The organism is Micromonospora sp. LOL_024, assembly GCF_048060415.1.
Classification (GTDB): domain Bacteria; phylum Actinomycetota; class Actinomycetes; order Mycobacteriales; family Micromonosporaceae; genus Micromonospora.
The window spans coordinates 42,705-67,241 of the sequence record NZ_JBHMIS010000013.1 but is presented as its reverse complement, the minus strand read 5'-3'; the positions used below and the strand labels follow the sequence as shown (position 1 = coordinate 67,241).

Here is a 24,537-nt window from a genome sequence, read left to right as displayed (position 1 = left end):
ACTACTTGTTAACCTGACACCCCGGGCTCGCTGACCGGTCGCCACCTGGCACCCGAGCCTTCTGGAGGCGAGAAGATGCCAGCGATCGTGCTCATCGGCGCTCAGTGGGGCGATGAGGGCAAGGGCAAGGTTACCGACCAGCTGGGTGAGCGGGTCGACTACGTCGTCCGCTACTCCGGCGGCAACAACGCCGGCCACACGGTGATCACCCCGGACGGGCAGAAGTACGCCCTGCACCTGATGCCGTCGGGCGCGCTGTCCCCGAACGCCGTGATCGTCATCGGCAACGGTGTGGTGGTCGACCCGAAGGTGCTGCTCAGCGAGATCGACGGGTTGGCCGAGCGCGGGGTCGACGTGTCCCGGCTGCGCATCTCCGGTGACGCGCACCTGATCATGCCGCATCACCGGGCGCTGGACCGGGTGGTCGAGCGGTACCTCGGCAGCTCTCGGATCGGCACCACCGGCCGGGGCATCGGCCCGGCCTACGGCGACAAGGTGGCCCGGATGGGCATCCGGGTGCAGGACCTGCTCGACCCGGGCATCCTGCGCAAGAAGCTGGAGCTCGCGCTGCGCGAGAAGAACCAGGTGCTGTTCAAGGTCTACAACCGCAAGGCCATCGACGTCGACGCGACCATCGAGGAGTACCTGGAGTACGCGGAGCGGCTGCGGCCGTACATCGCGGAGACCAGGGCGATGCTCTGGGACGCGTTGGACCGTGGCGACACCGTGCTGCTGGAGGGTGCCCAGGCCACCATGCTCGACATGGACCACGGCACCTACCCTTTCGTCACCTCGTCGAACCCGACGGCCGGTGGGGCGTGCGTGGGCGCGGGCATCCCGCCGACCGCGATCACGAAGGTGATCGCGGTGAGCAAGGCGTACACCACGCGGGTTGGTTCCGGCCCGTTTCCCACCGAGCTGTTCGATGACAACGGCCAGCACCTTCGCAAGGTCGGCCACGAGTACGGCACCACGACCGGACGGGAACGCCGGTGCGGCTGGTTCGACGCGGTCGTCGCCCGGTACGCCTGCCGTCTGAACGGGGTCACCGACCTGGTGATCACCAAGCTGGACGTGCTCACCGGCCTGGCCACGGTACCGATCTGCGTCGGCTACGAGATCAACGGCAAGCGGGTCGACGACATGCCCATGACCCAGACCGACTTCCACCACGCCACCCCGATCTACGAGGAGCACGACGGCTGGTGGGAGGACATCACCAAGGCGAGGACCGAGGCCGAGCTTCCCGAGAACGCCCGCCGCTACATCGCCAGAATCGAGCAACTCTGCGCCACCCGCGTCAGCGTGGTCGGTGTGGGCCCCGGCCGAGAAGAGAACGTGACCCGCCACCCTCTCCTCCCCTGAATCCTCCACCCACGGCCAACCTCATGATCAACAGAGTGGGGGAGGGGGTGGGTAGGATGCCGGGTTGTGCGGGTTCTTTTGCTTGGTGGTGGAGGGCGGGAGCATGCGCTCGCGCTGAGGCTGGCCGACGATCCGTCCGTCGAGGTGCTGATCGCGGCACCGGGTAATCCGGGGATCGGGGCAGTGGCGGAGTTGCGGGCCGTCGATCCGGCCGATCCGGCGGCGGTGGCCGGGCTGGCGGTCGAGGTGGGCGCGGATCTGGTCGTGGTCGGGCCGGAGGCGCCACTGGTCGCCGGAGTGGCCGACGCGGTCCGGGCCAAGGGCGTCGCGGTCTTCGGGCCGTCCGCCGAGGCGGCCCGTCTGGAGGGCTCCAAGACGTTCGCCAAACAGGTGATGTCGGCTGCCGGTGTTCCCACGGCTCGGGCGTACACCTGTGTCGACGAGGCGAGCACGGCCGCCGCGTTGGACGAGTTCGACCCGCCGTACGTGGTCAAGAACGACGGGCTCGCCGCCGGCAAGGGCGTGGTGGTCACCGATGACCGCGGTGCGGCCGAGGCACACTCGCGGGAGTGCGGCCGGGTGGTCATCGAGGAGTACCTCGCCGGGCCCGAAGTGTCGCTGTTCGTGGTGACCGACGGCGAGGCGGCGGTGCCGCTGCTGCCGGCGCAGGACTTCAAGCGGGTGGGCGACGGCGACACCGGCCCGAACACCGGCGGCATGGGGGCGTACGCACCGCTGCCGTGGGCGCCGCCCGGATTGGTCGACGAGGTCATGCGCGACGTGGTGTACCCGACGCTGGCCGAGATGCGCCGCCGGGGCACGCCGTTCGCCGGCCTGCTCTACGTCGGCTTGGCGATCACCGCCGACGGGCCCAGGGTGATCGAGTTCAACGCCCGCTTCGGTGACCCCGAGACCCAGGTGGTGCTCGCCCTGCTGGAGACGCCGCTGGGCGGCCTGCTGAACGCCGCGGCCACCGGCACGCTCGCCGACCACCCGCCGCTGCGGTGGCGTGCCGGTGCCGCAGTGACCGTCGTCGTCGCCGCCGAGGGCTATCCGGCGAAGCCGCGTACCGGTGATGTGATCATCGGCGCGGAGCAGCCGGGCGTCATCCACGCGGGTACCGCACGCCGGGGCACCGACGGCGCCCTGCTTTCCGCCGGCGGCCGGGTCCTCTGTGGCACGGCGACCGGTGCTGACCTGGCCGCCGCCCGGGACGCGGCGTACCAACTGGTGCGCGACATCACGCTGGCTGGCTCACACCACCGTGGCGACATCGCCGCCGCCGCGATCGACGACCGGATCACCGTCCCCGGCTGACTGGTGACACGGTCGCCGTCACCGCCACGACCAGCGGATCCAGCACCTCCGCACCGGCCCGCCTGATCTTCGCCAGGCCGCCGCTGGCCGTCGCGGCGTCCACCTCCATTCCTGTCGTGACTCGCTCCCGCCCCAGCGATGGACCAACGTCGACCAAACTTTTGGGCGGCAACGCAACGGGACGCACCTCCTCCAGCGTCTTATCGCCGAGGGAGGTGGGATGGACACCGACAAGGTTTGCACCGTCGATCCCGGATATTCGGGCCGGGATCCGCTGCCGGCGGTGCGGGTCCGTCTACGTCGCCGTCGGCGGATCCGGACCACCGCCGCCGTTGTGGCGCTCTGCTCCGTCGTCGGTACGGCGATGTTCGCGGTCGCGACGGCGCAGCACGGCGACCCGCCCGCCCTCCTCGCCGGCCCGGTGGCGCCCGAGCTGCGCGGGCTGCCGTCCTACCTACGCCCGGTGGATCCCACCGAAGCGGTGCTGCGGATGGCCCGACCGCAGATCGTGCCGATCGGGGCGAGGACGGCGTACGAGGGTGTCGGCCCGGTGGCCCGGGTGGTCGTGGTGTTCGACTTCGAGGCACCGCTGGGCCTGCCCGGAACGCCGCGCGAGGCACGTGCCCCGACCGGTGCCCAGGTGCTGGCCACGGACGACGCGGTGACGTCCACCGGGTACCTGTCGGCGTGGGCGCCGGACGGGCGAAGCTGGTTCATGGCGGTGACAGCGGACGAATCCGAGGTCCGGTCATCGACGTTGGACCTGCTCGTCGAGACCAATCTCGGCTGAGGCTGGTCGGTCAGGTCGGCGGGACGAGCCGGCCGGTGGGGGTCGCCGTCGTTCCTTCGACACCGGCCGTTCCGTGGGGTGCCCGGCGACGGCTCCGATCGCGACCGCCGGGCGGGCAGCGACCGCCGTCAGCCGTGGTAGCGGCGTAGTTCGCGGGTGAGCACCTTGCCGGTGGCGTTGCGCGGCAGGTACCTGACGAAGACGACGGTCCCGATCAGGTCGGGGTGGTTGCGGCAGAGCACCGCGACCCGGTCACCAGGCTGGACACCGAGGCCCGTACGCATCGCGCGGGCCAGCCGCGTCGAACGGTCCAGCCGTTCGGCGTACGTCAGTTCGGTGTCCTGGTCGTCGATGACGGCGACCCGCCCAGGATCCCGGGCCGCGGCCTGGCGCAGTTCGCCGGCGAGGCTCCAGCCCCACTTCCGCAGAGCGTTGAGCTGCGACGCGACGCGGATCGGGCGGCCCGGGGTGAGTAGTCCCCCGTCGGGTCAGCGTGGCAACGATGAACGGCAGGTCCATGCCCGCGGGCCTCCTGCGGTCAGCGGATCTGCATCCCCGAGATCGCCCGGGAGATGACCAGCCGCTGGATCTCCGACGTGCCCTCGAAGATGGTGTAGATCTTGGCATCCCGGTACCAGCGTTCGACCGGGTGGTCGCGTAGGAAGCCGGCCCCGCCGAGCAGTTGGACGGCCTTGTCGGTGACCGAGACGGCCACCTCGCCGGCCTTGAGCTTGGACATCGAGCCCTCCCCGGCGGTGAACGGCCGGTTGTTGCGGCCCATCCAGGAGGCCCGCCAGACCAGCAGCCGGGCCGCGTCGATCTCCATCTTCATGTCGGCCAGCGCGAAGGCGACCGCCTGGTTGGTGATGATCGGCCGGCCGAACTGGACACGCTGGGACGCATAGTCCAGGGCGTACTCGTAGGCGGCTCGGGCCACGCCGAGCGCCTGCGCGCCGACGGTGGGTCGGGACAGCTCGAACGTACGCATCGCCGCCTGGCCGGTGGCGCGCTGCCCGGAGCGGGCGCGGGCCAGGCGCTCGTCCAGCGCCTCCTTGCCGCCGAGCAGGCACCGACCCGGTACCCGGACGTCGTCGAGGAAGACGTCGGCCGTGTGCGAGGCCCGCAGGCCCAGCTTGCGCAGTTTGCGGGTGGCGTCGAGCCCGGACGTGCCGGGCGGTACGACGAACGCGGCCTGCCCTCGCGAGCCCAGCTCGGGCTCTACCGAGGCGGTCACCACGTGCACCCCGGCGATTCCGCCGTTGGTGGCGTACGCCTTCTGCCCGCGTAGCACCCACTCGTCGGTGGCCTCGTGGTAGCTGGCGCGGGTGCGCATGGCGGCGACGTCGGAACCTGCCTCCGGTTCGGATGTGCAGAACGCGGCGACGGTGGGCGAGTCGACGTCGCCGAAGCACTGCGGAACCCACTCGACGAGCTGGTCGGGGGTGCCGGCGCCGTAGATGGCGGCGACCGCGAGGGAGGTGCCGAAGATGCTCAGGCCGATGCCAGCGTCACCCCAGAACAACTCCTCGCTGGCGATCGGCAGCGACAGGCCGGAGGGGTCGGCCCAACAGGTGGCGAGGAACTCGAAGCCGTACAGGCCGACCTTCGCCGCCTCCTGGATGATCGGCCAGGGCGTCTCCTCGCGGGTGTCCCACTCTGCCGCGGCCGGGCGCACGACCTCGCTGGCGAAGCCGTGCACCCAGTCGCGTAGATCCCGCTGTTCCTCGTTCAGGTCGAGCGAGAACTCACCCATGTCAGGCCTTGGGGATGTCGAAGAGGTTCGCGATGTTCGCGGCCAGGCCCAGGTCACCCTTTGCCTTGAGCTTGCCGGTCATGAACATCATGACCGGGTTGGCGCCACCGGAAACGATCTTCAGGAATTCGACCGGCCCCAGGGTCAGGCTCAGTCGAGGGTCGTGCTGCGGGGTCTCGTTGACCGTGCAGGCGCCGTCGGCGACGACCACCTCGTAGGTGTCGGTGCCGCCGTCCGGGGCGCCGGTGATGTTCCAGTGGATGACCGCGTTTGTCGATCCGGCCCGGTCTGCGCGGAACAACTGCGGCATCCGCCCGAAGACCTCGCCGAGAATCTTGCCGCGCAGGTCGCCCGACATCACCTCGGTGAGCTTGTTCTCCGGGGTGTTCTTGACGAGCTGGGCGAACTCCTTCGGGCCGACGTTGGCGAATGTGGCCGGGTCGAAGTCAGTCATGGGAAGCACCTCTCGGACAGTGGTTACTCTGGCGTAACCTTACGCACGAGTAGGTATGCTTGCAAGGTGTCCACCGGTCCTGCCTTCAAGCGCCTTCCCCGCGCCGTACGCGAGCAGCAGATGCTCGACTCCGCCGTACGAACCTTCTCCCGGCGCGGCTACCACGGCGCCAGCATGGACGAGATCGCCGAGGTCGCCGGGATCTCCAAACCCATGGTGTACGCGTACCTGGGACACAAGGAAGACCTCTTCGTCGCCTGCCTGCACCGCGAGGGCACCCGGATGATGGAGGCCATCGCCGGGGCCGCCGCCCCACACCTGCCGGCCGACGAGCGACTCTGGCGCGGACTGCGGGCGTTCTTCGGTTTCGTCGGCGCACACCGCGACGGCTGGGCGGTGCTCTACCGGCAGGCCCGCGGCGAACAGCGGTTCAACCACGAACTGGCCGTCATGCGGGCACGACTGATCGAGGTTGTCTCCGGCATGCTCGACCACGCGCTGCGCGCCGAGGGGCGTGAGGTGGCCGATACCGAGCTGGAGGTCGTCGCGTACGCCCTGGTCGGCGCGACCGAGTCCCTCGCCGACTGGCTGGCCGACCGGCCCGACGCCGACCCGGAGAAGACCGCCACCCGGATGATGAACGCCGCCTGGCTCGGCGCGGGCCAGCTGCTGACCGGCGTCACCTGGCATCCGCCTGCGGCGTAGGGAGGGGCGCCCTGTCAACGCCTGAGGTAGAGCAGGGGCCCCTCCTAACGCCGATGGCGACGCGGCGCCGGTGACTCGGTGGCACCGGAGGGCGCGGCGGTGCGGCGGTGCGCGCGGCGTCGCAGCCGGCGTCCCAACCCCAACAGCGCGGTCACCACGACCGACAGGCCGATCCCGGCCAGGATGCCGCGCAGCGGGTCGCGTTCGAAGGCCAGCCCGCCGACGGTGCCCAGCAGCACGCAGTACAACGACCAGGAGGCGGCACCGATCAGGTCGTACAGCAGGAACGGCCGCAGCGGGTAGCGGACCGCGCCCATGGTCAGGGTCACCGCCGTCCGCCCGCCGGGAATGTAGCGGGCGGCGGTCAGGATCAGGCCGCCCCGCTGATCCACCGCCCGGCGGGCCCACTGCGACCCGGCCCGCCGCCGGCTGTCCTGCGGAGATCGGTCCAGCCGCCCCGACCCGCCGCCACGCCCGATCGCGTACGAGACGTGGTCGCCGACGGTGGCACCGAGCATGGCAGCCAGTACCACCAGCACCACGTTCGGTTCACCGCCGGTGGCCAGCACGGTGACCGTGATGACCGCCGCCTCGGCCGGCACCAGCGGGAAGATCGCGTCGACTGCGGTGAGCCCGATCAGCAGCAGATAGACCCACGGTGAGGTGAGGGTGTGCCGGATCAGATCCAGGGCGGCCTCCATGACTCCATGCTCGGGGCACCGGCTGTCATGAGGTGGCCCTTCCCCTACACCGAGGCCAACTACTCGGCGTGGACGCGACGCAGTGGCTCGCCGAGACCGGTCCCTCTCGGCCGGGTGGGCGCGTGGGTCGTAGGCGGCGACCCCGCTCAGCGGATCGTGCCCGTCAGATGTGGACGCCCACGCTGGTCGTGCAGGCTGAAGTCCCAGCCCGACCCCGACTTCCTGGTGCTGAAGGCCACCGTGCCGGGCAGCGGGACCGGCAGCTTGAACGCCACGTCCACGGTGTAGGTCTCGGGCAGCCGGTTCTCCAGCGCGGCGAGACAACGGGCCTTGCTCCACATCCCGTGCGCGATCGGCCGGGGGAAGCCGAGCAGCCGGGCCCCGAGCTTCGAGGTGTGGATCGGGTTGTGGTCGCCGGAAACCCTGGCGTAGTCCGTACCCACCCGGGGTGCCACCCGCCAACTGCCGGTGGTGGCCGGCGGCGCGGACCGCTCACCCCGGTCGCGCCGCTCGCCGTCGCCGGGGGTGCCCTGCCGGCCGAGATACGTCGAGACGCCGCGCCACACCTCCTTCCCGCCCACCGACGCCACAAGCACCACATCCACCTGCCGCCCCCGGTCGTGCGGACGCAGGTTCTCCGCCCAGGTGGTGAAATTCAGCCGGTCGGCGACGGTGACCGGCCGGTGCACGGAGATCCGGTTGCCGACGTGCACCACCCCGGTCAGTGGGATCGGGAACTCCGGCGCGGTGATCAGGCGCAGCGCCAGCGGAAAGCCCATGACGTGCGGAAAGGTCCCGGGCAGTTGATCGGCGAGCCGGAATCCGCACACCCGGTCGTAGGCGGCCAGCCGCTCCGGGTCCACCGGCTCGCCGCCGACGGCCAACTCGACCGCCGGCACTCCGTCGCTGCGCCGACCGCCCAGCCCCGGCAGTGCGTTCAGCAGGGCCCGCCGGTACAGCGGCCCGGCCGCCGGCATCCGGGACAGCTCCACCCGGGCCCGCGTGGCCGGGACGGGCTGGCCGGTCGCCGTCCGAGACGGGTCTTCGCCCGCCCGCCGCTCGCCGGTCAGGGCGGCGCCCGGGCCGGACAGGTCGCGGGTCGCCTCCGGATCCGGGTCGGCGGGCACGGCGGCCCGGATCACCGGCGTCAGGGCCTGGGTCGGCCCGTCGATCAGCTCACCGACCGACAGGTCGTCGGCTGGGTCGTCACTGCGGCTGCGCCTGGCCATCACGCCCCCAACAGGCTCTGGCCGCAGACCCGGACCACGTTGCCGCTGACCGCACCCGACGCCGGCCAGGCCAGCCAGCCGATGGTTTCCGCGACGTCCACCGGCAGCCCGCCCTGGGACAGGCTGTTCATCCGGCGGCCCGCCTCACGCAGCATCAGCGGGATCCGTGCGGTCAGCCGGGTCTCGATGAAACCGGGAGCGACGGCGTTGACGCTGATCTGCCGTTCACGTAGCGCCGGAGCGAGCGACTCGACCAGCCCGATCACCCCCGCCTTGCTGGTGGCGTAGTTCGCCTGGCCCCGGTTGCCGGCGATCCCGGCGATCGAGGAGACGCCGACGATCCGGCCGCCGGCCGGGATCAAGCCCCGCTCCAGCAGCACCGCGTTGATCCGTTCCTGGCTGGACAGGTTGACGTCGATGACCTGGTCCCACCGGTCGGCGTCCATACGGCCGAGGGTTCTGTCCCGGGTGATACCGGCGTTGTGCACCACCACGTCCACCCGGCCGTGCCGGCTCTCCAGGTACTCGGCGAGCCGGGCCGGCGCGTCGGCGGCGGTCAGGTCGAGCTGCACGGCGCTGCCGCCGATCTCGTTGGCCACGCCAGCCAACTCGTCTCCGGCGGCCGGGACGTCCAGTGCCACCACGGTCGCGCCGTCGCGGGCCAGCACCCGGGCCAGCGCCGCACCGATACCCCGGGCCGCCCCGGTGACCAGCACGACCTGTCCGTCGAGCGGGCGGTCCCAGTCGACCGGCGCGGTCGCCTGGCCGGCGCCGACCCGAATCACCTGACCCGAGACGTACGCGGACCGTCCGGAGAGCAGGAATCGCAGGGTCGCCTCCAGGCTGGTCCAGGTACCCGCGTCGGCCTCGCGGGTGACGTGGGCGAGTTGGGCGGTGATGCCCCGGCCGAGCTCCTTGCCGATGCTGCGGGTCAGTCCTTCCAGGGCCCGTTGGGCGGTCGCCTCGCGTGGCGTGGCGCACTCGGCGGGCGGGGTGCCCAGCACGATCACTCGCCCGCTGGACTGCACGGCTCGGGCCTGCGGGTGGAAGAAGTCGTAGAGCTGCCGCAGTCCGGACGAGTCGGTGATGCCGGTAGCGTCGAAGACGAGGGCGGCGCTCTCCGGCGTTCGGCCGGTGGTCGGGTCCGGCACGGCGGTGGCCGGATCACGCATGGCGAGCCCGGCGGCGGCCAGCATCTTGCCGACCGGATCGGCGAGCCGGCCCCCGGCGGCGGCGCCGAGCAGGGCCAGCCCGGGCAGGATCGACTCGCCGGGCGCGTGCCGGCGCAGTCGAGGCGGATCGGGCAGCCCGAGGCGCTTGACCAGCGCCCGCCCGGCGCCCGACTGGACGAAGCTCGCATACCTGTCGCTCATAGGCGTAGCCTACTGGTGAGTAAGGTGTGGGCAACACATTCGAGGAGGCGGGATCGTGCAGAACGTTCGACGAGTGGCGGTCATCGGCGGCAACCGGATCCCCTTCGCCCGCTCCAACTCACGTTACGCCAGCGCCACCAACTCCGACATGCTCGGCGCCGCCCTGGACGGGCTGGTCGCCCGGTTCGGACTGGCCGGACAGCAGGTCGGCGAGGTGGTCGCCGGCGCGGTGCTCAAGCACTCGAAGGACTTCAACCTCACCCGCGAGGTGGTGCTCGGCTCGAAGCTTGATCCGCGTACCGCCGCATACGACATCCAGCAGGCCTGCGGCACCGGCCTGGAAGCGGCGATCCTGGTGGCCAACAAGATCGCCCTCGGCCAGCTCGACGTCGGGATCGCCGGCGGCGTCGACACCACCTCCGACGCCCCGCTCGCGGTCAACGAGGACATGCGCCGCACGCTGCTCCAGCTCAACTCCGCCCGTACCCTCGGCGAGCGGCTGCGGATCGCCGCCAGGCTGCGCCCGGCACAGCCCTTCAAGCCGGAGGTGCCACGCAACGCCGAACCTCGAACCGGACTTTCCATGGGTGAGCACGCCGCACAGACGGCGCTGCGCTGGAACATCGACCGGCAGGCCCAGGACGAGCTGGCGCTGCGCTCGCACCAGCGGCTCGCCGCCGCGTACGACAAGGGGTTCTTCGACGACCTGATGACCCCCTACCTCGGGCTGACCCGCGACGCGAACCTCCGCCCCGACACCACGCTGGAAAAGCTCGGCGCGCTCAGGCCGGTGTTCGGCGCCAGGGGGCCGGATGCCGAGCGGGCCACCATGACTGCCGGCAACTCCTCGCCGCTGACCGACGGTGCCTCGACCGTGCTGCTGGCCAGCGAGGAGTGGGCGCGCGAACACAGTTTGCCGGTGCTGGCCTGGTTCTCCTGGTCGGAGACGGCCGCGGTGGACTTCGTGCACGGCGACGAGGGCCTGCTGATGGCCCCCGCGTACGCGGTGCCCCGGCTGCTCGCCCGGGCCGGGCTCACCCTTCAGGACTTCGACTACTACGAGATCCACGAGGCCTTCGCCTCGCAGGTGCTGGCCACCCTGGACGCCTGGGACTCGAAGGAGTTCTGCGTCGACCGGCTGGGCCTGGACGCCCCGCTCGGCACCATCGACACCGACCGGCTCAACGTGAACGGTTCGTCGCTGGCCGCCGGGCACCCGTTCGCCGCCACCGGCGGCCGCATCGTGGCCACCCTGGCCAAGCTGCTCGCGTCCAGGGGCAGCGGGCGCGGACTCATCTCGATCTGCGCGGCCGGCGGCCAGGGCGTCACCGCCATCCTGGAACGCTGACTTTCCGGACGGCCCTCCAGGTCACCGAGGGCGGGCCCTCGTCATTGCGTGCCGGGCGGCGTCTCGCCGTGTCGACTCTCACCAGGCAGCGCGCTGGCCGAGGCAGCTGCGGTTGTCGGCTGCCGTCACGCACCGGCGGCAACCGCGGTGACAGCCCTGCCGACCAGGGTATGCACATAAGTGAGCAGACGCCTACTTGCGTGGCAGACATCGTTGTCCTGCCAGATATCGCGAGGAGGTGATCTCATGAAGAAGCTCACGGTTCGCCGGCTGGAGTCGGTGAAGACCAGCGCTGTCGCTGCTGCGTGTGTCGTCTCCTGACGGTGACGCCACCAACCTGAAGGCCGGCACCCGGACGGCAACGCCGGGTGCCGGCCTTCATCGAACCGCCTGCGAAATGAGCGAAAAGGACGACGATCCATGGCCGGCTACCCGTCAGACACACTTGTCAGAGTGCGCCCCTTCGACCACCGACCGGAGGGCGACACCGTCATCATCGGCGATGTCGAACGGCAGGTGTTCCTGTCGATCCCCGCCGAGGGGCTGGACCTCCTCCAGTCGCTGGCCGCCGGCAAATCGGTGGGCGAGGCGGTCCGCCAGTACGAACAGAAGTACGCCGAGACGCCCGACATCACCGATTTCCTGGACGCCCTCGGCGACGAGGGCTTCATCGAGATCGACGAGAAGGTCGCGGCTGCCGTCGCCGGTCCGGTCGCCGCCGCGGATCCGACTCGCCGGCCCCGGCGTAGTTTCGGCCTGAACTGGCTCAGCCCCACCGTCGCCCGCCGCCTGGTCAGCCTCCCGGTGCTGATCGCCTGCGTCCTGATCATCGCGACCGGTGTGTACCTCGCCACGGACGATCCGGACGTGCTGCCGACGCCGGGCGAGACGCTGCTGTTCCCCATTCACTTCGCTGCCCTGACCTGGGCGACGTTCATCCTGACACTGGCCGGGGTCGCCGTCCACGAAGCTGCTCACATGGTCGCGGCGCGTGCGGCCGGAGTGCCGTCGAGGCTCGTCATCGGCAACCAGCTTTACGTGTTGGTGGTCCAGACCGACATGAGCGGCATCTGGATGGCACCGAGGCGCCAGCGCTTCGTCGCGTTCATCTCCGGCACGCTCATCGACGGGGTGCTGGCCTCGTCCTTCGTGCTCGCCCTGTGGGGAAATAGGCACGGCTACCTTCAGCTGCCGGAGTGGGCCGCGCTACTACTGACGGCGCTGCTGTTCACGTACCTGGTCCGGATCATCTGGCAGTCGTTCCTGTTCATGCGGACCGACGGCTACTACATCGTCGCCACGGCGCTCGGGTGCCGCAATCTTATGGCGGACACCGAGAATTTCCTGCGCAACGCGGTCGCGTGGACGCTGCGGCGCAAGACCCGGGTGGACCAGTCGGGCGTGCCCAAGCGCGAGATGCGGATAGTCCGGTTGTACTCGCTGGCCTGGCTGAGCGGGCGTCTGATAGCGCTCATGATGCTGATCTTCGTTGGTATCCCGCTGCTGTGGGGTTTCCTCTACCAGTTCATCCTCTTCGCCTCCGGCCAGGATTCCCTGATGGGTTCCCTGGACTTCGCCACCATTGCGATCATCGGCGTGCTCCTCGACGGTGGCGGTCTGCTGCTGTGGGGTCGCAGCCTCTACCGGGGTGCCCAGGAGCGGCGTCGCCGGCAGGCCATCCTGTCGGCCCGGGCCACGGCCCGAGCGGCAGAGCCCGTAGCGCCGGCGACTACCACCGGGGCGCTCGCGGCGCCGGTCGTGGAGCCGAGCGGCCAGCAGTGAACCTCGCCGACTCCGCTTGCGGCCCGTCGTGGTCGCAAGCGGAGGCCGGGGGGCGTGGCCGGGCAGGTCGGTCGGCCGGACGCAGGCCCATCCGTTCCATGATGTACCCGACGATGAGGCGGGGGTTGACGACGATCGCCCCGCACGACGCCCGCCGGATCATCTTGCGATCGGTGAAGCGCTGGAGGAACAGGCCGACCCGGGAACGGGTCGTGCCGATCATCGCGGCGTAGTCCTCGTGGCGGAGTTTCAAACCGATCTGAATGTCCTGGCCGGTTCTCGTGCCGAAGCTCTGGGTCAAGTCGAGCAGGCGCATCGCCAGTCGGGCCTCGCTGTCGGAGGTGACATGCTGTAACAGCAGTGACCGGTGACGGCGGGCTTTCAATATTTGACTGTGCTGCCACACGTCGAGGACATTTGCCTCACGCAGAAGGCTATGTAGGACGCTGCTCTCGATCGCGATCAATATGGTGGGTGTGATCGCGGCGGGGGTATACTGGCTTGGCATGCCTGGAAGCGAATCCTCGCCGAAGTACTCGTTTGCCGACAGCACGTCAAGAATGGTCCGCCGCCCGGTCGGGGAATAATGTTCCAGGCAGATCGCACCGTTCTCGATGAGATAAACGCGGCCATCGGTCGCCCCCGGCTGGTGGAGTAATTCACCGTCGGCGAGTTCGATCCGGCGGGTCGGGACGGGCCACGTGTAGAGGGTGGACTTTATGCCCCTCATCAGCCGAGAAGAGAGCTCCGATCCTCGCGGAACGAGCATGTCGTCGAGGACGCTCGTGGTGGTCTCCGTGCTGGCCATGGTCATCGCTTCTTCACCGTCCAGACATGTCGTCAGCTCGGAACCGGTAGCGAGAAGGCTGCCCCACGGCGGGCGGTGGGGCCGTGCGGGAGGAATCGGCGGAGGGATCGGGGAGTTTCTGTGCAGCGACAGGTGCCATCGACCCCGATTCGGTTTCATCGATTCCGCTGCGGCTACTAGTGGCTGCTAACATACTGCGACGGTGAATGCCGCCACATCGGTTGGTTGGTGTGTTCGGTGTCAGACGCACAGCGGTCCCCTCAGGCATCCATGCCGGACAGCTAAGTGATCTTCACCCCGTTCCCGTAACGCTAGCGAGTTGATCGCCTGTCCGTCTGTCGCGCGTTTAACCTGCTCCGCCGGGCCGAACGGTTCCCGAAATGTGTCCGCCCGGTCAGAATCAGTCGAACTCTGTGGATTGTCTCATGCGCGATTGATGCCGTAATGCCCCGACTTGTCGGCGGGGTCAGCCAGCCCAGGTGTCCGGTGTCGCTTCTGCCGTGTCGCTTCTTCGGTGTAGAATCTTGGGTGTCTCGGGTGTGAGGTCTTCGGTGTCGCTTCCTGGGTGTCGGGCCCTTGGTTGTCCGGCAGTGGTGGGCCGCATCCGGCAGCCGTACCCGAACGGGGGGGCCGGACGCCGGTGCCGGAGAATGGGCGGGTGACGACGATCCCGAACGTGCTCGCCCACCGGTACGCCTCGCCCGAGTTGGTCGCCCTCTGGTCGCCAGAGGAGAAGGTCCGCCTGGAGCGGCGGCTCTGGCTGGCCGTACTCCGGTCCCAGCAGGACCTTGGCGTGCCGGTTCCCGACGGGGTGGTCGAGGCGTACGAGCGGGTGCTCGACGACGTGGACCTGGCCTCCATCGCGGAGCGGGAGCGGGTCACCCGGCACGACGTGAAGGCCCGGATAGAGGAGTTCAGCGAGCTCGCCGGGCACGAGCACGTGCACAAGGGGATGACCTCTCGTGACCTCACCGAGAACGTCGAGCAGTTGCAGGTACGCAGGTCGCTGGAGCTGATCCGGGACCGGGCGGTGGCGACGCTTGCCCGGCTGGCCTGGCACGCCCACGAGTACTCCGGCGTGGTGATGGCCGGCCGGTCGCACAACGTGGTGGCGCAGGCCACCACCCTGGGCAAGCGCTTCGCGTCGGCCGCCGAGGAGCTGATGATCGCCTACGAGCGGCTGGAAGACCTGATCGCCCGGTACCCGCTGCGGGGCATCAAGGGTCCGGTGGGCACCGCCGCCGACCAACTGGACCTCTTCGACGGTGACGCCGACAAGGTCGCCGAGTTGGAGCGCCGGGTCGCCGAGCACCTGGGCTTCAGCCGGGTGCTGGGCAGCGTCGGGCAGGTCTACCCGCGCTCACTCGACTTCGACGTGCTCTCCGCGCTGGCGCAGGTGGCGGCGGCACCCTCGTCGCTGGCCACCACGATCCGGCTGATGGTCGGTCAGGAGTTGGCCACCGAGGGCTTCAAGCCCGGCCAGGTCGGTTCCAGCGCCATGCCGCACAAGATGAACACCCGCTCGTCCGAGCGGGTCAACGGCTTCGCGGTGATCATCCGCGGCTACCTGTCGATGGTCGGCGAGTTGGTCGGCGACCAGTGGAACGAGGGGGACGTGTCCTGTTCGGTGGTGCGCAGGGTGGCCCTGCCGGACGCGTTCTTCGCGGCCGACGGGCTGTTCCAGACGTTCCTCACCGTGCTGGACGAGTTCGGGGCGTACCCGGCGGTGATCAACCGGGAGTTGGAACGTTTTCTGCCGTTCCTGGCCACCACCAAGATCCTCGTGGCGGCTGTCCGTAGGGGCGTCGGCCGGGAAACCGCGCACGAGGCGATCAAGGAACACGCGGTCGCGGTGGCGCTGGCCATGCGCGAAAAGGGCGCCTCCGAGAACGACCTCTTCGACCGCCTGGCCACCGACACCCGCCTCGCTCTCACCCGTTCGGAGATCGACGCCCTGGTAGCCGACCGCGCCGCCTTCGTGGGCGCCGCCCCCACCCAGATCCAGGCGGTAACCGCAGGAATCACCAAAATAGTCCAATCCCACCCCAACGCTGCCACCTACACTCCACCTCCGATCCTTTAACTCACCTCCGGCCACAGCTTCGGTATTCCGATATTGGGCAGAATCCCTTCCGATCTCGCCCAAGGCCGCGATCGATCGGGACGAGATCGGGTGGGGGTGGTCAGGTGTCGCGGGTGGGGGTATCGACAGAGGATGAGAGGTTGGGGGCGCTGCCCGGCTCCGCGATGCCGCCGGGTTCCTGCGCGAAGGCCGGCTCCTGGGCTGTCTCGGCCGCGACCAGGGGTTGGTCGGCCGGCATGACGTCGGGGACCTTGGGCACCACGATCACCGCCGTGCCGTAGGCGCAGATCTCCATCCACATCTCGCCGCAGTCGCGGCTGTCGAACCTCATCCCGATCACGGCGTTGGCGCCGAGGCGCTGGGCCTCCTCGCCGAGCCGGGCCACCGAGTCGGTACGCCACCGGGTGAGGTTGTCCGGCGCCATCGGGTCGTACGCGCCGCCGCGCAGGTTTTTCACCCCTTCGCGATAGGGGTTGCGGGTTCTGGCCATGGAGGAAACCACCTCACCGAGGATCTGGCGGATCTCGTAGCCGGGAAGTTGATCCGTCGTCACGACCAGCACGGTTCCGATGCTGTCAGTCGATCGTGTCCCACATCGGTGGGCCTGTTCACCTGGCCGGATGCTGCAAAACGACGCGGCACGGACGGCGGGCGCGTAGCCCACCATCCGCGCCGCGCGGGCGCTAACCGTCAGACACCGGCCACCGAGGCGATCCAGGCCCGGTTGTACGCGACACTGCCGTAGTTCTGGATGCTCTGGCCGTCGGCGGTGGAAGCCACCCCGACCTGCGCGCCGTTGTAGAACTGCGGGCCGCCCGAGTCGCCGCGCCAGGCGTTGCCGTTGATGCGGGTGCTCCGGATCGCCTGGCCGCCGTACGCATCGGTAACGCTGTTGCTGGTCACCCGGACCGACGCGGTCTTCAACTGGGTCGAGGCGGAGCAGCCGCTGTAGCAGGTCATGCCCCAGCCGTAGATCGAGTTGGTCGAGTTGATCGGCGGGTTGCTGCTGGCCAGGGTCACGTAGCTGGTGCTGACTGAGCTGGACAGCCGCATCAGGGCCAGGTCGTAGCGGCCGTAGGTGGCGCTGACCGTGCGGGTGACGCCGCCGGAGGTGCGGTTGACGCTGCCCACCCGGACGGACATCGTGCCGCCGAGGCAGTGCCGCGCGGTGAGCACCCACTGCGGCGCGATGATCGTGCCGGAGCAGGTGAACGAGCCGTTGCTCAGTACCGCGGCGGCCCACGGGGCCGAGGAGACGGTCCCGCCGCCGATGATGTACGGGCTGACGGGTGAGGCGACGGCGCCGGAACTGGCGCCCATCACGCCGGCCAGGGCTGCGGCGAAGACAGCGATCAGGGGTCGGATGCGCATCGGTGTGGCTCCTTCGGAGTACGCGGGACCCGGGTTTGCCGGGCCGACCTGCGGTGGCGGACGGGGGTGTTCCGCCACCGCGACGCCAATAAATCGACGTATGACGATGTACCGTAGGGGCTCATGAGGTGTTTCACAAGAGGTTCATTGAAACATCCCGATGTAACAGCCGGATCGCCCGGAGTGACCGTCGGACCCGACCCGTCACCGACTCCGGCAACGAACCCATATCGGGATCGCAACAAACCCATATCGGTCCCGAACGGGCCCGCAGGGGGCGCGGAGCGCTACCCGCACAGCCTCCGACCGGTGCGTCCCGCGAGGTATCTGCCAGGTAGGCTGGCTGCGCTCGCCCGTTGTGGGTCGGCACCCAACTGCGTACACAGTCAGGAGTGCCCAGTGCCTCGCGTCGTCGTCGACGTCATGCTCAAGCCCGAGATCCTCGATCCTCAGGGTCAGGCCGTCGCAAACGCGCTGCCCCGGCTCGGCGTCAACGACGTCGCCTCGGTACGGATCGGCAGGCGAATCGAGATCGACTTCACCGGTGAACCGGATTTGGACCGGGCCCGGGAGATTGCCGACAAGCTCCTCGCCAACCCGGTCATCGAGGACTTCACCGTCCGCCTGGTGGAGGCCGACGAGCCCGCGGACGCCCGGTCGTGACCGCACGGGTCGGTGTGGTGACGTTTCCCGGCTCGCTCGACGACGGGGACGCGGCCAGGGCCGCCCGGGTCGCCGGCGCGGAGCCGGTCCGCCTCTGGCACGGTGATCCCGAGCTGCACGGGGTGGACGCCGTCGTCCTGCCCGGCGGTTTCTCGTACGGCGACTACCTGCGCTGCGGTGCCATCGCCCGGTTCGCGCCGGTGATGGAGAAGATCATCGACGCCGCTGCCGGTGGCCTGCCCGTGCTGGGCATCTGCAACGGCTTCCAGATCCTCTGCGAGGCCCACCTGCTGCCCGGCGCACTCACCCGTAACCAGCACCTGCACTTCCGCAACCGCGACCAGATCCTGCGCATCGAGGCGACCGGCACCGCCTGGACGAACACGTTCCAGCCCGGCCAGGAGGTGCTGATTCCGGTGAAGAACGGCGAGGGCTGCTACGTCGCCGACACCGCGACGCTGGACGAGCTCGAGGCCGAGGGGCGGGTTGTCGCCCGCTACCTGGGTGGTAACCCCAACGGCTCGCAGCGGGACATCGCCGCCATCACCAACCCTGCCGGCAACGTGGTCGGCATCATGCCGCATCCCGAGCACGCGGTGGAGGAGCTCACCGGCCCCTCTCTCGATGGTCTCGGCTTCTTCACCTCGGTGCTCAAGCACCTGGTGGGGACGCCGGCGTGACCGTTCGCGGCGGGACCACCGGTCGGCTCACCCGCCAGCTCGGCGGCGAGCGCAACGAGGAGAGGTCATGACCACGCATCCGGATCCGGTACGGGAGGCCCCGGAGGCATTCTCGGCGCAGCCGCCCCCGGCTGCCGCGCCCCCGGCTGCCGCGGCCCGGCACGCCGCTGCGTCGAAGGCCACCGACTGGACCGACGGGGTGGACACGGTGCCGCGTGCCGATGGCACGCCGGAGGAGCTTCAGCCGTACACCGAACTGGGGCTCGCCGACGACGAGTACGAGCGCATCCGGCACCTCCTGGATCGTCGGCCGACCCAGTCCGAGCTGGCGATGTACTCGATCATGTGGAGCGAGCACTGCTCGTACAAGTCCAGCAAGGTGCACCTTCGGCAGTTCACCGAGAAGGCCCCACCCAGCGACCGGCTGCTCGCCGGCATCGGTGAGAACGCGGGCGTGGTGCAGGTCTCCGACGAGTTGGCGGTGACCTTCAAGGTCGAGTCGCACAATCATCCGAGCTTCGTCGAGCCGTACCAGGGCGCGGCGACCGGCGTCGGCGGCATCGTCCGGGACATCCTCGCCATGGGTGCCCGCCCGGTCGCGGTGATGGACCCGCTGCGCTTCGGTGCCGCCGATCACCCCGACACCGCCCGGGTGCTCCCCGGCGTGGTCGCCGGTGTCGGCGGGTACGGCAACTGCCTCGGTCTGCCCAACATCGGTGGCGAGGTGGTCTTCGACCCCTGCTACCAGGGCAACCCCCTGGTGAACGCACTCTGCCTCGGCGTACTGCCGGTGAGCCGGCTGCAGAACAAGGCGGCGGTCGGCCCGGGCAACGTCGTGGTGCTGATGGGCGCGAAAACCGGCCGGGACGGTATCGGCGGCGTGTCGGTGCTGGCCAGCGCCAGCTTCGACGAGGGCAGCGAGCAGCGTCGCCCATCGGTGCAGGTCGGCGACCCGTTCATCGAGAAGTTGCTGATCGAAGCGTGTCTGGAGCTGTACGACGCGCAGTTGATCGCCGGCATCCAGGACCTCGGCGGTGCCGGGCTCACCTGTGCGCTCACCGAGACCGCCGCAGCTGCCGGCACCGGGATGCGTGTCTGGCTGGAGCGCGTGCCGCTGCGGGAGCCGTCAATGCGGCCGCACGAGATCCTCGCCAGCGAGTCGCAGGAGCGGATGCTCCTGATCGTCGAGCCGACCAAGCTCGACGCGGTTCTCAAGACCTGCGAGAAGTGGGGCGTGCTGGCCACCGCCATCGGCGAGGTCACCGCGCCGGAGCCGGACGGCCAGCCGGGTCGGCTACTGATCACCTGGCGTGATCACGTGGTGGTGGATGTGCCGCCGGGCTCGCTGGTGGACGACGGCCCGGTCTACGCCCGGCCGATGCGCGAGCCGGCCGACCTGATCCTGCTCCAGGCCGACCGGGCCGAGACGCTGCCCCGACCGAGCGACCCGGACACGCTGCGCGAGACCGTGCTGCGCATGATCGCCTCGCCCAACCTCGCCGACAAGACCTGGGTCACCGAGCAGTACGACCGCTATGTGCTGGGCAACACCGTGCTCGCCCAGCCCGAGGATTCGGGCGTGATCCGGATCGACGAGCGGACCGGCCTGGGCGTGGCGCTGTCGGTGGACGGCAACGGCCGGTTTGCCCGACTCGACCCGTATCACGGTGCGAAGCTGGCACTGGCCGAGGCGTACCGGAACGTGGCCGTCACCGGCGCGACGCCGATCGCCGTCACCAACTGCCTGAACTTCGGCTCGCCGGAGGACCCGGGCGTGATGTGGCAGTTCGCCGAGGCCGTACGCGGGCTGGCTGATGGCTGTGCAGAGCTGGGCATTCCGGTCACCGGCGGCAACGTCAGCTTCTACAACCAGACCGGGGCGGCGGCGATCCATCCGACGCCAGTCGTCGGCGTGCTCGGCCTCCTGACCAACGTCGCCGACCGGGTGGCGTCGGGATTCGTCCCGCGTCCCGGTGGTGAGCACGAGCAGCTCTTCCTGCTCGGCGAGACGAAGGTGGAGCTCTCCGGCTCGGAATGGGCCTGGGTGACCCACGAGCACCTGGGTGGCGTACCTCCGCAGGTCGACCTGGCGCGCGAGAAGCAGCTCGCCGGGCTGCTTGCCGAGGCGGCGCGGGTCGGGCATCTCAGCTCCGCGCACGACCTCTCCGACGGTGGGCTCGCACAGAGCCTGGCGGAGTCCTGCCTGCGGCACGGCGTCGGGGCGCGGATCGCGGTGCCGGAGCGCTTCGAGGGCGGCTCGATGCCGTTCGTCTTCATGTTCAGCGAGTCCGCCGGCCGCGTGCTGGCCTCGGTGCCGCGCGGCCACGAGAAGGCGTTCACCGCACTCTGCGCCGAGCACGGCGTGCCGTGGGAGCTGATTGGGGTCACCGACCAGGCCGGCGGGGCGCTGGAGGTGCACGGCCAGTTCCGGATCGGCCTGGACGAGCTGGGGGAGGCGCACACCGGCACGTTGCCCAGCCTCTTCGGTGGCGTGCAGCCGTTCGAGGTGACCGCCCCCGAGTCCGTCGAGGTGAACGCGGTTGGTGTCGAGGCCGAGGCATCCGGTGCCGGCGAGGTGCCGTTGGCAGAGCCGGTCGCTACGGCACTCGTCGACCCCGCACCGGCTGCTCCGGCTCCGGCAAGCGAGCCGACCGGGAGGCAGCCGGCCGAAACTGAGCCGGCCGAAATCGGGAAGGTCGCGGATCCTGCCGCCGAGGTGCCCGATCGGCCGGCCGACCGGGCGACGCCGCCGGTGCGTACCGGCCGTCCCAAGGCCGTCACGCCACCGGCCGGGGCCACCGGCCAGTCAGCCGATCCGACCGGTGACGACACCGGGGCAGCGGCCCCGCAACCCGGTGCCACCGAGCAGCCCTCCGCGCCTGACGAGCGCTGAGGCGTTGGCCGCGGCCGTCTACGCCCAACCTGGATCGGGAGCCCGGTTCGACTGGGGGTGCTCGGGAGCGGCCGAACTCGGCCGGGTATGCGCGGTACTGGTGGTGGTGGACGTCCTGTCGTTCACCACCACCGTCGAGGTGGCGGTAGGCCGGGGCATGCGGGTACACCCGTTTCCCTGGAACGAGCAGGCCGCCGACCATGCGCGGCGGGTCGGCGCGGTCGCCGCGACCGGCCGCAGGCAGGTCACCGCGGAACACCCGTGGTCGCTGTCGCCGGCCGCGCTGAGTCGGGCGCCGGCCGTACCCGATCTGGTGCTTCCCTCGCCGAACGGCTCGGCGATCAGCGCGGTCGCCAGCGCTACCGGGCTACCGGTGGTCGCGGCCAATTTGCGCAACTCCCGCGCCGTCGGTCGCTGGCTGATCCGTCATGGGTACGGCTCGAACGGCGCCCCCATCGGTGTGGTGGCTGCTGGCGAGCGCTGGCCGGACGGCTCGCTAGGTCCAGCAGTTGAAGATCAACTCGGTGCGGCCAGCGTGCTGGACGCGCTCTCCGGAGTGCCCGGTGGCCTGTCGGTGGAGGCGGCCATGGCGTTCGCCGCGCTGGCCAGTACTCCGAACATGCCGGCGGCGGTCCGGGGCTGTGTGTCCGGCCGTGAACTGATTCAGGACGGCTTCGCTGAGGACGTCGAGATCGCGGTGCGTGTCGCCAGTTCCGAGGTGGTCCCCCCTACTCCGCCAGGGTGTCTTCGCCGCGGCGTGACCGCGCCGGTGAGGCCGGGTGCGGATTGTGGCGTCGAAGTCACGCCTACTCAGGAGACGTGGGTCGCCAGCCAGCCAGGCGGCGGCATGTCCGGCTGGAGACGGCGGGTCAGTCGGCGCGAGGCTGGACGGCGCGAGGCCCTAGTCGTCCAGCCAGTCCAACCGGCGACCGCCCCGGTCCTGGGCGGGGCCGTCGGGTAGGCCGCGTCCGGCCTGCGCCGGGTCGCCATAGCCGCCCTGCTCGTGGCCGCCACGCTGGCGCGGGGGTTCCTGGCCGTAACCGGCACCGGGCTGACCGTACCCGCCCGACGGCGGTGGTTCCTGACCGTAGCCGCCCGACAGCGGCGGCTCCTGACCATAGCCACCACCCTGACCATAGCCGCCGCCCTGGCTGTAGCCGCCCGGCTCGTAGGCGCTTTCGTAGCCGCCACGCTGGTGTGCCGGCCCCTGGCCGTATGCACCGGCCGGGTCCTGACCGTAACCACCGGCCGGCTCCTGCCCGTAGCCGGCAGGCTCACCTTGCCCGTAGCCACCAGGCTGGCCATAGCCCCGAGTCGGGTCACTCTGGCCGTAGCCACCGCCGGGCGCCTCGTTGCGGCCGTAGCTGCCGACGGGCTCACCCTGACCGTAACCAGCGGGCTCACCCTGACCGTAACCAGCGGGCTCACCCTGACCGTAGCCCCGGGTGGACTCGCTCTGGCCGTAGCCGCCGGGCTCGCTCTGGCCGTAGCCCGGGTTCGCCTCTGGCTGGTAAAGGCCGGTCGCATACGGGTCGGCGGGAGCTGGGTACCGGGTTTCCTCACCCCTGTAGCGGCCGGTCGGCTCGTCGTACCGCTCGCCATAGCCGGCACCGGCACCCGCTGGCGGATAGTCCGCCGACCCGCCGCTGCTGGCACCGTAGTCCCGGCTGCCGTAGCCGGCGGCCGGTGGCGGGCCGCTGCCGTAGCCGCTGCCGGAGGAAGGGGCGCTGCCGTAGCCGCTGCCGGAGGAAGGGGCGCTGCCGTAGCCGGGGGCACCGTAGCCGGGCGGCTCGTCGCCGTAGCCGGCACTGTTCCAGGCGCCGGATCCACCTGGCGCGCCGTACGGCTGGGGCGGAGCGCCGTAGGGATCCGGCGGGATGTCGTCCAGCACCGGTTTGTGCATCATCGTCGGGGCGTTGCTCAGCGCAGGTCCGCCCAACATGGTCGGGTCGGGCCCGGCGCCGACCCGGTTCACCACCCGGGTATGGTCGTCCGCGCCGCCGAAGGAGCCACGGGCAGCCGGAACAGCGCCGGCCGGCACGCCGTCGGGTAGGTCACCGTCGGCCTCAGGGTCCTCGTTCTCCTTGCGCTTCATCCAGAGCAGCACGATGGTGCCGACGCCGACGGCTACGAAGAGGCCGCCGAGCAGGATCAGCAGCCAGCTGCCGAAGCCACCGGAGTCCTCGTTGGAGGCCGGAGCCTGAGCGGCGGCGCTCTCGCCCGGAGTCTCCTCCTCCTCGGTGAGTTCGTCTTCGAACGGGTCCTCCGTGGCTACCACCGACTCGCTCGCCGACGGGGTCGGGCTCGGGCTGGCCGAGGCCGCGATCGGCAGGGTGAGCCGCCGTTCGGTGACGTTCTGTCCCGCATTGGCGGTGAAGCTGATTACCGCGTTCTTGTCGTCCTTGCTCGCGCCGAGATCCATCCGACCCGGGGTGATCGGGTTGTCGCTGCTACCGGTGAACCGGAAGTTGCCGTTGCCGTCGGTGGTGCCGTCCCGCTGCTTGCCGGCGCTGTCCTTCAGCAGCACGTACGCGCCCGGCACGGCGTCACCGCCCTGGTCCACGACCTTGCCGGCGATCGACCGCACCGTCTGCGGCGCCTGCGTGGTCGGCGGCGGTGGAGGCGCCTGCGCCTTGACCGCGAGTTGAAAGGTGTCGACGGCGGGATCGGAATTGTCCGGCTGAACTCGGACGGTCACCGACACGCTGGCATCACGCGCGTTGTTGTTCGCGCGAAGTGTTAGCAACTGGGTCTTTGGTGACAGCGGTGAACCGGTGAACTCGAAGCTGCCGCAGCCACTGGCGCAGGTCACGCCCGATGGCAGACCGGTCAGGCTGATCTCGCCACTCTCATCGTTGACGCCTGGTGTGACTTGCACGGTCACCGTGGCGTCACTGCCGGCGTTGACGTTCACCGATTTTGGCGAAACGGAGACGTTAGCGGCGAAGGCTGGTGTGGCGGGGACGGCGAGCAGGGCGCCGACAATCAGCGCCACGACCACACCGGCCCGCTCTTGCCAGGCTCGTCGGTGTGTTGACACGTCCACCGCCTTCCGGACTGACCTCCCCTGACCGACCGGTGCCGGTTCAGCGAACATCACGGTACGAATACGCCGTCGGCAACTATGCCTTGTCGGGCCGGATCGGCGCGACCCAGGGCCAGAGTGACGCACAGCGCGGTCACGCCGTATCGTCCCGTCGTGTCCTCTCCGTACATTAAGTC

At 70.1% G+C, this 24,537-nt stretch carries 20 protein-coding genes and 1 pseudogene; 11 read left to right on the top strand and 10 right to left on the bottom strand.

The genetic code is table 11. The features are described from left to right. Positions 1-75: 75 nt before the first annotated feature. From ACFHWY_RS15910 to ACFHWY_RS15900, 3 genes are all read left to right on the top strand, one after another. Positions 76-1,365, top strand: coding sequence for an adenylosuccinate synthase (locus tag ACFHWY_RS15910; RefSeq protein ID WP_416580963.1), 1,290 nt, complete (start codon positions 76-78; stop codon positions 1,363-1,365). A gap of 66 nt (positions 1,366-1,431) precedes the next feature. Further along, positions 1,432-2,682 (top strand): phosphoribosylamine--glycine ligase, encoded by a 1,251-nt coding sequence (purD, locus tag ACFHWY_RS15905; RefSeq protein ID WP_416580962.1) that lies wholly within the window; start codon positions 1,432-1,434, stop codon positions 2,680-2,682. A 220-nt stretch (positions 2,683-2,902) separates the two neighbouring features. Continuing rightward, a complete protein-coding gene (locus ACFHWY_RS15900; RefSeq protein WP_416580961.1) occupies positions 2,903-3,472 on the top strand; it encodes a hypothetical protein in 570 nt (189 codons plus the stop codon). 128 nt (positions 3,473-3,600) lie between these two features. Here ACFHWY_RS15900 and ACFHWY_RS15895 read toward each other — a convergent pair whose 3' ends face one another. The 3 genes from ACFHWY_RS15895 to ACFHWY_RS15885 form a co-directional block, all read right to left on the bottom strand. Next, positions 3,601-3,804 carry an AMP-binding protein gene (locus ACFHWY_RS15895; protein WP_416581022.1) on the bottom strand — a complete coding sequence of 68 codons (204 nt, stop codon included), beginning with the start codon at positions 3,802-3,804 and terminating at the stop codon, positions 3,601-3,603. A gap of 206 nt (positions 3,805-4,010) precedes the next feature. After that, positions 4,011-5,225 (bottom strand): acyl-CoA dehydrogenase family protein, encoded by a 1,215-nt coding sequence (locus ACFHWY_RS15890; RefSeq protein ID WP_416580960.1) that lies wholly within the window; start codon positions 5,223-5,225, stop codon positions 4,011-4,013. A gap of 1 nt (position 5,226) precedes the next feature. Further along, complete coding sequence (locus tag ACFHWY_RS15885) at positions 5,227-5,679, bottom strand: SCP2 sterol-binding domain-containing protein (protein WP_416580959.1); 453 nt, start codon at positions 5,677-5,679, stop codon at positions 5,227-5,229. Between the two features lie 66 nt (positions 5,680-5,745). Between ACFHWY_RS15885 and ACFHWY_RS15880 the strand changes: the two genes are divergently transcribed. Then, positions 5,746-6,384, top strand: coding sequence for a TetR/AcrR family transcriptional regulator (locus ACFHWY_RS15880; RefSeq protein WP_416580958.1), 639 nt, complete (start codon positions 5,746-5,748; stop codon positions 6,382-6,384). 44 nt (positions 6,385-6,428) lie between these two features. Here ACFHWY_RS15880 and ACFHWY_RS15875 read toward each other — a convergent pair whose 3' ends face one another. From ACFHWY_RS15875 to ACFHWY_RS15865, 3 genes are all read right to left on the bottom strand, one after another. After that, a complete protein-coding gene (locus ACFHWY_RS15875; RefSeq protein ID WP_416580957.1) occupies positions 6,429-7,085 on the bottom strand; it encodes a DedA family protein in 657 nt (218 codons plus the stop codon). Between the two features lie 146 nt (positions 7,086-7,231). Beyond that, the gene (locus ACFHWY_RS15870; protein ID WP_416580956.1) at positions 7,232-8,314 is read right to left on the bottom strand and encodes a MaoC/PaaZ C-terminal domain-containing protein; all 1,083 of its coding nucleotides are present in this window, start codon (positions 8,312-8,314) and stop codon (positions 7,232-7,234) included. Further along, the gene (locus ACFHWY_RS15865) at positions 8,314-9,687 is read right to left on the bottom strand and encodes a 3-oxoacyl-ACP reductase (RefSeq protein ID WP_416580955.1); all 1,374 of its coding nucleotides are present in this window, start codon (positions 9,685-9,687) and stop codon (positions 8,314-8,316) included. Before ACFHWY_RS15865 ends, ACFHWY_RS15870 begins: the two co-directional genes overlap by 1 nt. A 55-nt stretch (positions 9,688-9,742) precedes the next feature. Here ACFHWY_RS15865 and ACFHWY_RS15860 point away from each other — a divergent pair, with 55 nt between their 5' ends. Both ACFHWY_RS15860 and ACFHWY_RS15855 read left to right on the top strand, forming a co-directional pair. Continuing rightward, positions 9,743-11,035 (top strand): acetyl-CoA C-acetyltransferase, encoded by a 1,293-nt coding sequence (locus ACFHWY_RS15860; protein WP_416580954.1) that lies wholly within the window; start codon positions 9,743-9,745, stop codon positions 11,033-11,035. A gap of 453 nt (positions 11,036-11,488) precedes the next feature. Beyond that, entirely contained in the window at positions 11,489-12,817 is a 1,329-nt protein-coding gene (locus ACFHWY_RS15855) for a hypothetical protein (protein ID WP_416580953.1), read from the top strand. On the opposite strand, the gene ACFHWY_RS15850 is transcribed toward ACFHWY_RS15855, so the two are convergent. Further along, complete coding sequence (locus ACFHWY_RS15850) at positions 12,765-13,625, bottom strand: Crp/Fnr family transcriptional regulator (protein WP_416580952.1); 861 nt, start codon at positions 13,623-13,625, stop codon at positions 12,765-12,767. The two genes, ACFHWY_RS15855 and ACFHWY_RS15850, sit on opposite strands and share 53 nt — an antisense overlap. A 658-nt stretch (positions 13,626-14,283) precedes the next feature. On the opposite strand from ACFHWY_RS15850, the gene purB reads away from it, so the two are divergent. Further along, a complete protein-coding gene (purB, locus tag ACFHWY_RS15845) occupies positions 14,284-15,708 on the top strand; it encodes an adenylosuccinate lyase (RefSeq protein ID WP_416580951.1) in 1,425 nt (474 codons plus the stop codon). Positions 15,709-15,808: 100 nt separating this feature from the next. On the opposite strand, the gene ACFHWY_RS15840 is transcribed toward purB, so the two are convergent. Continuing rightward, positions 15,809-16,375, bottom strand: coding sequence for a YbjQ family protein (locus ACFHWY_RS15840; protein WP_416580950.1), 567 nt, complete (start codon positions 16,373-16,375; stop codon positions 15,809-15,811). A gap of 23 nt (positions 16,376-16,398) precedes the next feature. Further along, complete coding sequence (locus tag ACFHWY_RS15835; RefSeq protein WP_416580949.1) at positions 16,399-17,079, bottom strand: S1 family peptidase; 681 nt, start codon at positions 17,077-17,079, stop codon at positions 16,399-16,401. Positions 17,080-17,478: 399 nt separating this feature from the next. On the opposite strand from ACFHWY_RS15835, the gene purS reads away from it, so the two are divergent. From purS to ACFHWY_RS15815, 4 genes and pseudogenes are all read left to right on the top strand, one after another. Further along, positions 17,479-17,742, top strand: coding sequence for a phosphoribosylformylglycinamidine synthase subunit PurS (gene purS, locus ACFHWY_RS15830; RefSeq protein ID WP_092381490.1), 264 nt, complete (start codon positions 17,479-17,481; stop codon positions 17,740-17,742). Further along, positions 17,739-18,422: a phosphoribosylformylglycinamidine synthase subunit PurQ gene (gene purQ, locus ACFHWY_RS15825; RefSeq protein ID WP_416580948.1), complete on the top strand. Its 684-nt coding sequence runs from the start codon at positions 17,739-17,741 to the stop codon at positions 18,420-18,422. The genes purS and purQ overlap by 4 nt, the downstream gene beginning before the upstream one ends. A gap of 67 nt (positions 18,423-18,489) precedes the next feature. Then, positions 18,490-21,315 (top strand): phosphoribosylformylglycinamidine synthase subunit PurL, encoded by a 2,826-nt coding sequence (gene purL, locus ACFHWY_RS15820; RefSeq protein ID WP_416580947.1) that lies wholly within the window; start codon positions 18,490-18,492, stop codon positions 21,313-21,315. Between the two features lie 4 nt (positions 21,316-21,319). Further along, positions 21,320-22,076, top strand: a pseudogene (locus ACFHWY_RS15815) (2-phosphosulfolactate phosphatase). 140 nt (positions 22,077-22,216) lie between these two features. Here ACFHWY_RS15815 and ACFHWY_RS15810 read toward each other — a convergent pair. Next, entirely contained in the window at positions 22,217-24,412 is a 2,196-nt protein-coding gene (locus tag ACFHWY_RS15810) for a carboxypeptidase regulatory-like domain-containing protein (RefSeq protein ID WP_416580946.1), read from the bottom strand. Positions 24,413-24,537 lie beyond the last annotated feature (125 nt).